Genomic DNA, 13,021 nt, shown 5'->3' on the forward strand with positions numbered 1-13,021 from the left:
CCCCCATGAATGCAGGCGGGCTAAAGCCGGATTCAATCGACATCGACACCCACGGCCTGCTCGTAGACCAGGCGCCCGCCGAGGTAAGCGGCGATCGCGATCAGCCCTGCGGTGAACAGCGACAGGTAGAACGCCCACATTTCGAAGCCCTCGTCACCGTGGCGGTAGCGCAGCATCCAGTTCAGCGAGGCCAGGGACAGCATCATCACGGCGATGATCGCGTGACACCAGGCGCTGATCTTCTGGCGAATACGTTTCACGGTCAGCAGGTCGATCATTCCGGCGATGCTGGCGATCCAGCCACCGGCGGCACCGACGCCCGCCAGCCACAGGCTGGCCCGCGCCCAGAACGGGTCGGTGGTCCAGAAGTAGGCGAAATCGGTGGCCACCAGGCCCAGCAAGGCGGCGACCGGGAAGTGGATCATCATCGGGTGCAAAGGGTGGCCGGCGATGGCCGCGCGACTGATGATGGACTCTTGTTGCTCAGCCATGGCGGCCTCCCTGTCGATTCGAAAGATGGCCGCATTTACCCGGCTCTACTCAAGTTGACCGCGCTGACCTCAGCAGTTCCGATTATCTCCGCCTGCAGTGGTGACCAATCAATTCTGGCCCCAGCCGGTCCGGTGGCGCGCGACATCGCCTTGTTGTGGTGGGCCATGTGCGGCTTCTTCGGCCTGGTCCTGGTGGTAGTCAGCGCGCTGTGGGTCTACGCCATGTGGCGCAAGCCGCGCGAGTATTCGGCTGAGGATGCCAAGCGTATCCAGCGTCGCTGGCTGATCGGCGGCGGCATCGTGCTGCCGACGGTCACCGTTACCGTGCTACTGGCATTCGGCATTCCCGTGGGGCAGCGCATGATGCAGCTGTCGATTCTCGGCGAGCAGCCGGTGCAGATCCATGTGATCGGCCACCAATGGTGGTGGGAGGTGCGCTACCCGGACAGCGGCGTGGTGACCGCCAACCAGCTGCATCTGCCCGCAGGCCGCCCGGTGGACATCACCGTCAGCAGCGCCGACGTGATCCACTCCTTCTGGGTGCCGCGCCTGGGCGGCAAGATCGACATGATTCCCGGCCGCGAGAACCGCATCCGCTTGCAGGCCGATGCACCTGGCACCTTTCGTGGCCAGTGCACGGAGTTCTGCGGCACTCAGCACAGCCACATGATTCTCGACGTGCAGGCCCACAGCGAAGAGGACTTCGCTGCCTGGATCGACGCTCGTCGCGAGCCCAGGGTCAAGGCGCTGCAAGGCCCGGCTGCGGACACCTTCCTCGCTCACTGCGGCATGTGCCACAGCGTGGCGGGCGTCAGCGCAGGCAACCGCGCGCCGGATCTCACCGACCTGGCCAGCCGCCGCAACCTGGGTGGCGGCGTAATGCCCAACGAACCCGGTGCCATCCTGACCTGGTTGCAGGAGCACGGGCGCCTGAAGCCGGGCACCGGCATGCCACTGACCGACGACCTCGATGCCAAGCACCTGCAGGCCATCGCCACCTGGCTGGAGGGCCTCGAACCATGAGTGAAACGCGCGAAACACAACGCGGCGAAGACACCGACGCCCTGCACGACCAGTTCAACGAGGTGTGGGGCAACCCGAGGGGCTGGCGTGCGCTGACCATCGTCAACCACACCACCCTGGGCCTGCGCTTTATGGTCACCGGCCTGGGCTTCTTCATTTTCGGCATCCTGCTGGCGATGCTGATCCGCACCCAGCTGGCACTGCCGGGCAACGCCTTCATGGGCGCGGAAATGTACAACCAGGTGTTCACCATGCACGGCACGGTGATGATGTTCCTGTTCGCCGTGCCCATGATGGAAGGCCTGGCGGTGTACCTGATTCCGAAGATGCTCGGTGCCCGCGACCTGGTCTTTCCACGGCTCTCGGCACTGGGCTACTGGTGCTACCTGTTCGGCGGTCTGATCATCTGTTCCAGCCTGCTCCTGGGCGTGGCACCCAACGCTGGCTGGTTCATGTACACGCCGCTGTCCAGCGCCGCGCATTCACCGGGAATCAACGCCGACTTCTGGCTGCTGGGCATCACCTTCGTGGAGATCTCCGCGGTGTCGGCCGGTGTCGAGCTGGTGGTGTCGATCCTGCGCACCCGTGCCGAAGGCATGGCGCTGAACAGAATGCCGATCTACGCCTGGTACATCCTGACCATGGCGATGATGATCGTCATCGGCTTTCCGCCGCTGATTCTCGGCAGCATCCTGCTGGAGCTTGAACGGGCCGCGGGCCTGCCCTTCTTCGAAGTGGCGCGCGGCGGAGATCCGCTGCTCTGGCAGCACCTGTTCTGGCTGTTCGGCCACCCCGAGGTGTACATCATTTTCCTGCCGGCCGCCGGCATCGTCTCCACCCTGCTGCCGGTGTTCTGCGGCCGCCCGCTGGTGGGCTATCGCGCCGTGGTGCTGGGTGTACTGACCACCGGCTTCATCAGCTTCGGCCTGTGGGTGCACCACATGTTCACGGTGGGCATCCCGCAGCTGGCCCAGGCGTTTTTCTCCGCGGCGAGCATGCTGGTGGCGATACCCACGGCGATTCAGGTATTCGCCTGGATCGCCACGCTGTGGCTCGGCAAACCGCGCTACAACGTCCCGATGCTCTGGCTCGTGGGTTTTCTGATCACCTTCGTGTGCGGCGGGCTGACCGGGGTGATGCTGGCTCTGGTGCCCTTCGACTGGCAGGTGCACGACACCCACTTCGTGGTCGCGCATTTCCACTACGTGCTGATCGGCGGCATGCTCTTTCCGTTGATCGCCGGGCTGTATTACTGGTTGCCGCACTTCTCCGGGCGCATGGCTTCCGAACGCCTGGGCAAGTGGGGGTTCTGGCTGGTGTTCATCGGTTTCAACATGACCTTCCTGATCATGCACTGGACCGGCCTGCTGGGCATGCCGAGACGCATCTACACCTACGACACGGGCCTGGGCTGGGACATGCCCAACCTGATCTCGTCGATCGGCAGCTTCATCATGGTGATTGGTATCGCCACCCTGCTGCTGGATCTGATCCTGCACTACCGCTACGGCAAACCCGCCGGCAAGAATCCCTGGCAGGCCGATACCATGGAGTGGGCCACCAGCCTGCCACCCAACCCCTACAACTTCGTCAGCCTGGCCAAGATCACCGACCGCCATCCGCTGTGGCGTGACCCGGATCTGGGCGACAGCATGGCCCGCGGTGAACATGCCCTGACGGTGATCGACCACGGCCGTCGGGAAACCTGGGGCGTCGACCCGCTGACCGGCGAAGTCAGGGAAATCATCCACCTGCCCGGCAACAGCTGGCTGCCGTTCATTGCCGCCTGCTGCATCGCCGTGGTGTGCCTGAGCCTGCTGACCAAGACCTACACCCTGGCGCTGGTGGGCTGTTTCGCCTCGATCGTGGTGCTGCTGCGCTGGAGCTGGGAGAACGGCGCCCACCCCAAGGCGGCCCCGGACGCCAAGACCCAGCCCGGCGAACCGCCGCTGCATTCGCGAACCTGCGACGGCCCGGGGCTGTGGGGCATGGGCGTGACCCTGCTGTCCAATGGCGCACTGTACCTGGCGTTGCTGTTCGGCTGGTTCTACCTATGGACGGTGGCGCCGAACTGGCAGGTGCCGGATGCGCCGGTATTCAACCATTGGCTGCTGTTCGCCAGCGCCCTGCTGTTGACCCTGGCCACGCCCTGGCACCGGCGGGTGCTCGCCCGCCTGCGCCAGAGAGACGACCGAGGCCTGCTGACCTGCCAGATGGGCCTTGCCGTGATCGGCCTGATACAGGCCGCGCTGCTGCTCTGGGCGCTGCTCAGCGAGGCACTGCAGCCCACCGTTCGTGCCCATGATGCGGTGATCTTCGTGATGCTCGCCTACAGCTTTGGCCACGCCCTGCTCGCTGGCACGCTCAGCGCCTTGCAGGCACTGCGCGTGCGCATCGGCTACGTCAGCGCCGAGTCGCCCTACGAACCGCTGGTGGTGGCGCAGTTCTGGAACTACAGCCTCGGTGTGCTGTGGACGAGCTACTTCGCCATCGCTCTTTTCCCCCCCGCATTCGGAGGCGCGTGATGCAAAGCCTGCGCTCGGCCTACAACCCGATCCACATGGTCACCGGCCTGAGTATCTGGAGCCTCTGGTTCGTCGCGCTGTACGGCGGCCAGGGCGTTGGCTGCTCGGTCGCGCCACCGCCGCTGGATGACGGGCCCTGGACCTGGCTGAATCTGACCCTGGCGGCTCTGTCGCTGTTCACCACGCTCATGCTGTTGGCCCTGGCGCGTCTGTTCCACAACGCGGCACGGCAGCCCGACCGCAGTGACCGCGAGCGGTTCGTGGCGAATGTGTCGGCCGGTGGCAATCTGATCGCCGCCATCGCCGTGGTGTTCATCGCCCTGCCGATCATGGCGCTGCCGCCCTGCGCCTGAAAACGCCCGGAGAAACCTGCTGAAACAGCGGCGCCTGACTTTCACGAACACCGGTTGGTCGTCAGCCTGCAGTGGTGGGCGGGAAAAGCGCCGTACACCACTGCAGGCTGACCGATGCTGGTGGACGAGGAGCGCCTCGTCCACCGGTAATCATCAGCCGCGCTCGACGGGCGCCGAGGTCAGTTCGAAGGGGTTGTTGCTGCGCCGCTGGTTGCGGTCTTCCCGCGGTGTGGCGCCGAAGAAGTTGCGGTAGGCGCTGGAGAAATGCGGGCCCGAGGAGAAGCCGCAGGACAGGCCGATCTGGATGATCGACTTGCTGGTCTGCATCAGCAGTTGCCTGGCCTTGTTCAGGCGCAGTTCCAGGTAGTACTGGCTGGGCACGCGATTGAGGTACTGCTTGAAGATGCGTTCCAGTTGCCGACGCGACACGCAGACATGCTGGGCGATCTCGTCGGTGGTCAGCGGCTCCTCGATGTTGGCCTCCATCAGCAGCACCGCCTGGGTGAGCTTGGGATGGCTGGAGCCGAGGCGATTCTGCAACGGAATGCGCTGACGCTCGCCACCTTCGCGAATGCGCTCGACCACCAGCTCCTCGGATACCGCGCCGGCCAGTTCGGCCCCATGATCACGGGCCAGCAGGGCCAGCAGCATGTCCATTACCGCCATGCCGCCGCAGGCCGTGAGGCGATCGCGATCCCAGTCGAACAGGTGGCTGGTGGCGATCACCTTGGGGAAGCGCTCGGCGAAATCATCCTGCCAGCGCCAGTGCACGGCCGCCCGATAGCCATCGAGCAGGCCGAGCTGGGCCAGGGGATAGACGCCAGCGGCGACCGCTCCCACGCAGCAGCCGCTGCGCGCCACCTGCTTGAGCGCCGCGGCCAATGCCGGGGCTACGGTGGCTGGTGGCTCATCGGCGAGCAGGAACAGCTTGCGGTAGCCCTCCAGCCCACCGGCCCAAGGGCTGCCCGGCAGGCGCCAGGCCCCCTCGACAGGCTCTTCGGCCTGCAGGAACGACACCTCGTAAACCACTTCCGGATGAACGCGCTGAGCGACGCTCAGGGCCTCTTCCGCCAGCGCCAGTGTCAGGGGCTTGGTGGAAGGCCAAAGCAGGAAGCCGATTCGGTGAGCAGTCATGATGGGCAGGTCGGGCTCTGAGGGCAGTGGAAAGGAGCGTGCAGGGATGATAACGCCAACTACTTGAGACTACCGCTGAGGAACTGTTGCAGACGTTGAGATTGCGGGTTGGCCAACACCTCGCGTGGGTCGCCCTGCTCCTCCACCAGGCCCTGATGCAGGAACAGCAACTGGTTGGAGACTTCGCGGGCAAAGCCCATTTCGTGGGTCACCACCACCATGGTACGCCCCTCGCCAGCCAGATCGCGCATCACCTTCAACACATCGCCGACCAGTTCCGGATCCAGCGCCGAGGTTGGCTCGTCGAACAGCATGACTTCCGGCTCCATCGCCAGCGCCCGGGCAATCGCCACGCGCTGCTGCTCGCCGCCGGACATGTGCGCCGGATAGGCCTCCTTGCGGTGCGCCACGCCAACCTTCTGCAGGTAGTGTTCGGCCTTCTCGCGGGCCTCGGCCTTGCTCATGCCCAGCACGTGCACTGGCGCTTCCATGACGTTTTCCAGCACGTTCATGTGCGACCACAGGTTGAAGTGCTGGAACACCATGGCCAGGCGCGAACGCAGGCGCTGCAGTTGCTTGTCATCGGCAGCGCGCAGGGCGCCATCCTTGCCGGGCACCAGCTTGAGCGCCTCGCCATTGAGCAGGATCTGCCCGGCGTGGGGCTGTTCGAGCAGGTTGATGCAACGCAGGAAGGTGCTCTTGCCGGAACCGCTGGAGCCGATGATGCTGATCACGTCGCCGGCCTTGGCAGCCAGCGATACGCCCTTGAGCACCTCGTGGCTGCCGTAGCGCTTGTGCAGATCCTTCACTTCGAGCTTGTACATGCTTTCCACTCTCTTGAACCCGATGTCATGCCGCTACTTCGTAATAATGGCCGGTCAGCTGCGCCGCGGCGCCAGGTAGGCCAGCCAGCGACGCTCGGCCAGTTTGAACAGGCGCACCAGAATGAAGGTCAGGCACAGGTAGAACAGGCCGGCGGTGATGAACGCCTCGAACGGCAGGTAATACTGGGAACTGACCGTACGCGCTGCACCGGTGATGTCGATCAGCGTGACGATGGACGCCAGGCTGGTGGTGTGCAGCATCATGATCACTTCGTTGCTGTACTGCGGCAGCGCGCGGCGCAGCGCCGAAGGCAGCAGAATGCGACGGTACAGCTTGGCCCGCGACATGCCCATCGCCTTGGCCGCCTCGATCTCGCCATGGGGCGTGGCCTTGAGGCTGCCGGCGAGGATTTCGGCGCTGTAGGCGCTGGTATTGATGGCGAACGCCAGGCAGGCGCAGAAGGTGGCATTGGACAGGTACGGCCACAGCACGCTCTCACGCACCGCCTCGAACTGGGCCAGGCCGTAGTAGATCAGGAACAGTTGCACCAGCATCGGCGTGCCGCGAATCACGTAGGTGTACAGCCAGGCCGGGCCGTTGACCCACGGCGAGCGCGAGGTGCGCATCAGCGCCAGAGGCACGGCGAGCAGCAGGCCGAAGAACAGCGCGATGGCCAGCAGCTTGAGGGTGACCAGTACGCCGCCGAAATACAGCGGCAGGCTGTCCCAGATGACGGTGTAATCGAAGATCATCGTTCGCCCCTCACAGTTCGGCGGCCTTGGTGCCGACCGAGTAGCGCTTTTCCAGATAACGCAGGGCCAGCAGGGAGACACTGGTGATCAGCAGATACAGGCCGGCCACCGCCAGGTAGAAGGTGAAGGGCTCACGCGTGGCATCGGCGGCGCTCTTGGCCTTGAACATCATGTCCTGCAGACCGACCACCGAGATCAGCGCCGTGGCCTTGGTCAGCACCAGCCAGTTGTTGGTGAACCCGGGAATGGCGAAACGGATCATCTGCGGCACCAGAATGCGCAGGAACACCTGCAGGCTGCTCATGCCATAGGCCGCCCCCGCCTCCGCCTGCCCCTTGGGAATGGCCATGAAGGCACCGCGGAAGGTTTCCGACAGGTAGGCGCCGAAAATGAAGCCCATGGTGAACACGCCGGCGACGAAAGGATTGATATCGATGTACTCGTCATAGCCGAGCATCGGCATCACCCGGTTCACCAGATCCTGTCCGCCATAGAAGATCAGCAGGATCAGCACCAGATCGGGAATGCCGCGGATCACTGTCGAATAGGTCTCACCGAGTACCGCCAGCCAGCGCACTGGCGACAGCCGAAACGCAGCGCCAACCAGGCCGAGCACGATGGCCACCGCCATCGACGTCAGCGCCAGGATCAGGGTGAGCCAGGCGCCATCGAGAATGGACGAGCCGTAGCCGTTGAGCATCCGCTTACCTCATGGGTGCGCCATCGGGCGCCGGAAATGCAACGCAAAAGTGGCACACGCCAAGAACAGTCGGCGTGTGCCACCCTTCGACAAGAAGCCACGATCTGCGAACTACGACCGTGCGCGCGTGTTTCAACGCCGCATGGCCCAAGCGCAGCAGATCGAGGCCTTACTTGCCGTAGACGTCGAAGCTGAAGTACTTGTCCTGGACGGCCTTGTACTTGCCGTTTTCGCGGATGGCCAGGATCGCGGCGCTGATCTTCTCGGCCAGCGCCTTGTCACCCTTGCGCACGGCGATGCCCTGGCCTTCGCCGAAGTATTTCTCTTCGGTGAAATCCGGGCCCACGAAGGCGAAGCCCTTGCCAGCGTCGGTCTTGAGGAAGCCGTCTTCGATGTTCACCGAGTCGGCGATGGTGCCATCCAGGCGGCCAGCGCTGAGGTCCAGGAACACTTCGTTCTGCGAGCTGTAACGCACGATCTCGGCACCGGCCGGGCCGAAAACGTCGGTGGCGTAACGGTCATACACGGAGGAACGCTGTACGCCGATCTTCTTGCCCTTGAGGTCGGTGGCCACGTCGTTCATCACCGCACCGCTCTTCATCGCCAGCTTGGCCGGCGTGGCGTAGTACTTGCCAGTGAAGTCCACGGCACGCTTGCGCTCTTCGGTGATGGACATCGACGACAGCACCGCGTCGAACTTGCGGACCTTGAGTGCCGGGATCAGGCCGTCGAACTCCTGCTCGATCCACTTGCACTCGACTTTCATCTCTTCGCACAGGGCGACACCGATGTCGTAGTCGAAGCCGGTGATGTTGCCGTCGGGAGTCTTGTAGGCGAACGGCGGGTAAGCCGCTTCGATACCGATACGCAGCGCCTTGGCCTCCTGGGCCATGGTCAGCGGCGACAGCAGGGATAGTGCCAGCGCGCCGAGCAGTGCGATCTTTTTCATGAAGGAAACTCCTGACAGGGATAGGGTTTCGCTGGCCCTGGGCGGGTTACCCGGGCCATGGAGTAGTGACGTCGCCAGCGTAGCGCAGGGCTGCGGGCGTCGCACGGAAGTGCGGCATTCTAGCGATAGCGCGGCAGGCGATATTTCCCAGATGCGACAACTAATTACAGATGAGAGAGAGCACCGACAAGAGCATCTTGACAGAATGAAAATAGGCGAGATCGGATTCCTGGCGACAGTGGCCCGAGAGCAGGCCTGCAATCCCGCTGTGGAAGCAACTCGCACGTCGCCATCGACAGTGAACGGCAGCCCCACGCAAAACGCCCCACGCGGCAGTGCCAGCGCGGGGCGTTTGCGTTCAGCGCGGGATCAGATCAGGCGCAGGCGGTCTGCATCGACTTGTGGGTGTCGATCAGGTGTTGCACCACGCCCGGATCGGCCAGCGTGGAGATGTCGCCGAGAGCGTCGTATTCGGCCGTGGCGATCTTGCGCAGGATGCGCCGCATGATCTTGCCCGAGCGGGTCTTCGGCAGCCCCGGCGCCCACTGGATCACGTCCGGGGTGGCGATCGGACCGATTTCCTTGCGCACCCAGGCCTTGAGCTCCTGGCGCAACTGCTCGGACGGCTCCTGCCCCTGATTCAGGGTCACGTAGACATAGATACCCTGTCCCTTGATGTCGTGCGGCACGCCAACCACGGCAGCCTCGGCGACTTTCGGGTGGGCGACCATGGCGCTTTCCACTTCCGCGGTGCCCATGCGGTGGCCGGACACGTTGAGCACATCGTCGACGCGACCGGTGATCCACCAGTAGCCGTCTTCGTCGCGGCGTGCGCCGTCACCGGTGAAGTACATGCCCTTGAAGGTCTTGAAGTAGGTATCGACGAAACGGTCGTGGTCACCGTACAGGCTGCGCGACTGGCCCGGCCAGGAATCGAGGATCACCAGGTTGCCTTCGGCAGCGCCCTCGATGATGTTGCCCAGATTGTCCACCAGTGCCGGTACCACGCCGAAGAACGGACGGGTTGCCGAGCCCGGCTTGAGTGCCGTCGCGCCCGGCAGCGGGGTGATCATGAAACCACCGGTTTCGGTCTGCCACCAGGTGTCGACGATCGGGCAGCGCGACTGGCCGACCTTCTCGTAGTACCAGTTCCAGGCTTCCGGGTTGATCGGCTCGCCCACCGAACCGAGCAGACGCAGGCTGGAGCCATCGGCACCTTCGACGGCGGCGGTGCCCTGGGCCATCATGGCGCGGATCGCGGTCGGCGCGGTGTAGAGGATGTTGACCTTGTGCTTGTCGATGATCTTCGACACGCGGGTCACGTCCGGGTAATTGGGGATGCCTTCGAACAGCAGCGTGGTCGCGCCGTTGGCCAGCGGCCCATAGACGATGTAGCTGTGGCCGGTGACCCAGCCCACGTCGGCGGTGCACCAGTAGATCTCGCCCGGCTTGTAATCGAACACGCGCTCGTGGGTCAGCGCGGCATACAGCAGGTAACCGCCGGTGGTGTGCAACACGCCCTTGGGCTTGCCGGTGGAGCCGGAGGTGTAAAGGATGAACAGCGCTTCTTCGGCGCCCATTTCCTTCGGCGCACAAACGCTGCCGGCCACCTTCATCAGGTCCTCGAACCAGATGTCGCGGTGCTGGTTCCACTTGATCTCGGAACCCGTGCGCTTGACCACGATGACCTTCTGGATGCTGCGCGTTTCAGGGTTGGTCAGGGCGTCGTCGACGTTGGCTTTCAGCGGAATCTTCTTGCCGCCGCGCAGGCCTTCGTCAGCGGTGATCACCACCTTGGAGGAGCAGTCGATGATGCGCCCGGCCAGGGCCTCCGGCGAGAAGCCACCGAACACCACGGAGTGGATGGCACCAATGCGGGCGCACGCCAGCATGGCGACCACGGCTTCCGGGATCATCGGCATGTAGATGGTCACCACGTCACCGCGGTGCACGTCCTGGCCGCGCAGGGCGTTGGCGAACTTGCACACCTGCTCGTGCAGTTGGCGGTAGGTGATTTCCTTGTGCTCGGACGGGTCGTCGCCTTCCCAGATGATCGCGATCTGATCGCCGCGCTCCGCCAGGTGGCGATCAAGGCAGTTGTAGGAAACGTTGAGCGTGCCGTCGGCGAACCATTTGATATCGACGTGGTGGTCGTCGAACGAGGTCTGCTTGACCTTGGTGAAAGGCTTGATCCAGTCGAGGCGCTGAGCCTGCTCGCGCCAGAAGCCATCCGGGTTGACCACGGACTGCTGGTACATGGCTTTGTAGGTGGCTTCGTCGGTCAACGAATTGGCCGCCACCTCGGGGCTCACGGGATACAGGGACGCAGCACTCATTGAATCACCTCGGTTATTGATGTTGTTCTTCTATGAGTACATTTGTAACCATCCCCCCTGCTTACAACCATTCGACCATGGTCTTACCGCCGCTAGACCTTGGTCGCAGCCGCTCCGCCCGGCCAGCGAAAGATCCTCGGCACGCCGTTCGGCCGCGCGCTGCAGACGATTCGAGACGCAGCGGACATTCTTGCCGTACAGCTTTCGCTAAGCTGATTACAGCCATCCGGACCAAGGACCCTCATGCCCTTCTCCACTCTTCGCTCCCGCGGACGCGCTCGGCGCCTGAGCACCTCATTGGGTGTCGCGGCACTGCCGCTGCTGCTGGGCATACCGCTGATGTACTGGCAGGCCGCGACGCTGCTGACCAATCGCGCGGAAAAGAGCGCGCTGGATGCCCAGGCCCAGCTGGAAGTGGTACTCGACAATGCCGCTCAGGCTGCCGATGCAGTGATCGAGCTATCGGGCCGCGCCTGTGCGGAAGTGGAGCCACAACTTCGTCGCCAGGCTACCGCCAGCCCCTTCGCGCGCTCGGTCAATCTGGTGCATGACGGCATCATCTATTGCACATCGCTGATGGGGCCGTACAGCATCGCCGAAGAACCTGCCGCCTACAGCGAGGGTCGCCTGCGCCTGATGGCCGGCAACCCGGTCACGCCGGAACGTGCACTGCTGGTGTACCGCCAGAGCGACACCAATGGAAGCGTGCTCATCGGCATCGACGGCCAGCACCTCAACAACCTGCTGCAGGTCAATGGCCAGGAGGTTCCCCTGCAACTGACGGTGGGAGAGAACTGGATGACCGCCGATGGCATCGTCAGTCAGAGCGCAGCCACGCAATACACCGACTATCCCTACAGCACCGCATCGTCGCGCTATCCGTTCAGGGTCCTGGCCAGCTACCCGAGCGGCGTCTCGCTGCAGTACATGCGTGAACACTATCTGCCGCAGCTCCTGCTGTTCCTGATGCTCGGTGCACTGGCTGGCACCGTGACCTATCGCTTCAGCCTGCGCTCGGCCTCGCCCAGCGGCGAGCTGCAGCGCGCCCTGGAGGCGGGTGAGTTCATCCCCTACTACCAACCTCTGGTGGACGCTCGCAATGGCACTTGGGATGGTGTGGAGGTGCTGATGCGCTGGCAGCATCCCCGAGAAGGCCTGGTGCCCCCCGATCAGTTCATCCCGCTGGCCGAACGTGGCGGCCTGATCGTGCCCATGACCAGCGCCCTGATGAACCAGGTACGCGAAGATTTCGCCAGCCGAGCGCACGATCTGCCGCCGGGTTTTCATATCGGCATCAACGTCACGGCAGCGCACTGTCAGAACCTGCACCTGCTGGAAGAGTGCCGCGACTTTCTGGCGGCCTTCCCTGCCCGGCGCATCAACCTCGTGCTGGAGCTCACCGAGCGCCAGATGATCACGCCCACCGCGGTGACTGACCGGTTGTTCACCGAACTGCGCGAGCTGGGTGTGCGCATCGCCATCGACGACTTCGGCACCGGCCACTCGAGCCTCGCCTACCTGCGTGAATTTCGCGTCGACTACCTGAAGATCGATCGCAGCTTCGTCTCCATGATCGGCTCCGACGCCCTGTCCCGGCATATCCTCGACAACATCCTCGACCTGGCGGTGCGCCTGGAGCTCGGTCTGGTCGCCGAAGGCGTGGAAACCGCTGAGCAGAGTGAGTACCTCAGCCAGCGCGGCGTGCAGTTCCTGCAGGGCTACCTGTTCGCCAGGCCGATGCCTGCACCCGCGTTGTTCAAGGCTCTGGAAACGCCACCGCAGGTTGTCTGAGCCATAAAAAACCCGGCGCAGAGGCCGGGACGAGGAAAGTGGCCAGGCGCCTCCTGCCGAGCAGGAAGCGCCTTGCTCAGTCGGTGATCAGTTCATGCCCAGCCAGTTCGGCAGCCCCAGCGAGATGAACGGCACGTAGGTC

At 64.0% G+C, this 13,021-nt stretch carries 11 protein-coding genes; 4 read left to right on the top strand and 7 right to left on the bottom strand.

The window, feature by feature from the left end:
• Positions 1-32 precede the first annotated feature (32 nt).
• Positions 33-491: a DUF2231 domain-containing protein gene (locus tag QRN22_RS20635; RefSeq protein WP_042553206.1), complete on the bottom strand. Its 459-nt coding sequence runs from the start codon at positions 489-491 to the stop codon at positions 33-35.
• 132 nt (positions 492-623) lie between these two features.
• Here QRN22_RS20635 and coxB point away from each other — a divergent pair, with 132 nt between their 5' ends.
• Genes coxB through QRN22_RS20650 form a run of 3 tightly spaced genes read left to right on the top strand, consistent with a single transcriptional unit; the run spans position 624 to position 4,392 of the window.
• Complete coding sequence (coxB, locus tag QRN22_RS20640; RefSeq protein ID WP_042553233.1) at positions 624-1,514, top strand: cytochrome c oxidase subunit II; 891 nt, start codon at positions 624-626, stop codon at positions 1,512-1,514.
• On the top strand, positions 1,511-4,039 hold the full coding sequence (gene ctaD / locus QRN22_RS20645) for a cytochrome c oxidase subunit I (protein ID WP_042553205.1): 2,529 nt from the start codon (positions 1,511-1,513) through the stop codon (positions 4,037-4,039). Before coxB ends, ctaD begins: the two co-directional genes overlap by 4 nt.
• Positions 4,039-4,392: a hypothetical protein gene (locus QRN22_RS20650; RefSeq protein ID WP_042553204.1), complete on the top strand. Its 354-nt coding sequence runs from the start codon at positions 4,039-4,041 to the stop codon at positions 4,390-4,392. The genes ctaD and QRN22_RS20650 overlap by 1 nt, the downstream gene beginning before the upstream one ends.
• A 153-nt stretch (positions 4,393-4,545) precedes the next feature.
• Here QRN22_RS20650 and argR read toward each other — a convergent pair whose 3' ends face one another.
• From argR to acs, 6 genes are all read right to left on the bottom strand, one after another.
• Positions 4,546-5,526 (bottom strand): transcriptional regulator ArgR, encoded by a 981-nt coding sequence (gene argR / locus QRN22_RS20655; protein WP_042553203.1) that lies wholly within the window; start codon positions 5,524-5,526, stop codon positions 4,546-4,548.
• A gap of 59 nt (positions 5,527-5,585) precedes the next feature.
• Positions 5,586-6,350: an ABC transporter ATP-binding protein gene (locus tag QRN22_RS20660; protein ID WP_042553202.1), complete on the bottom strand. Its 765-nt coding sequence runs from the start codon at positions 6,348-6,350 to the stop codon at positions 5,586-5,588.
• A 54-nt stretch (positions 6,351-6,404) separates the two neighbouring features.
• Complete coding sequence (locus tag QRN22_RS20665; protein WP_042553201.1) at positions 6,405-7,103, bottom strand: ABC transporter permease; 699 nt, start codon at positions 7,101-7,103, stop codon at positions 6,405-6,407.
• Between the two features lie 10 nt (positions 7,104-7,113).
• Positions 7,114-7,803 (bottom strand): ABC transporter permease, encoded by a 690-nt coding sequence (locus tag QRN22_RS20670; protein WP_179538003.1) that lies wholly within the window; start codon positions 7,801-7,803, stop codon positions 7,114-7,116.
• A gap of 169 nt (positions 7,804-7,972) precedes the next feature.
• Complete coding sequence (aotJ, locus tag QRN22_RS20675; protein ID WP_042556019.1) at positions 7,973-8,752, bottom strand: L-arginine-binding protein AotJ; 780 nt, start codon at positions 8,750-8,752, stop codon at positions 7,973-7,975.
• Between the two features lie 374 nt (positions 8,753-9,126).
• Positions 9,127-11,088: an acetate--CoA ligase gene (acs, locus tag QRN22_RS20680; protein WP_042556018.1), complete on the bottom strand. Its 1,962-nt coding sequence runs from the start codon at positions 11,086-11,088 to the stop codon at positions 9,127-9,129.
• A 243-nt stretch (positions 11,089-11,331) separates the two neighbouring features.
• Between acs and QRN22_RS20685 the strand changes: the two genes are divergently transcribed.
• On the top strand, positions 11,332-12,879 hold the full coding sequence (locus QRN22_RS20685; RefSeq protein ID WP_042556017.1) for an EAL domain-containing protein: 1,548 nt from the start codon (positions 11,332-11,334) through the stop codon (positions 12,877-12,879).
• Positions 12,880-13,021: the final 142 nt, after the last annotated feature.

Origin of the sequence: Pseudomonas sp. MEJ086, from assembly GCF_030209025.1 — a bacterium.
In the GTDB taxonomy this organism is placed as follows: domain Bacteria; phylum Pseudomonadota; class Gammaproteobacteria; order Pseudomonadales; family Pseudomonadaceae; genus Aquipseudomonas; species Aquipseudomonas fulva_A.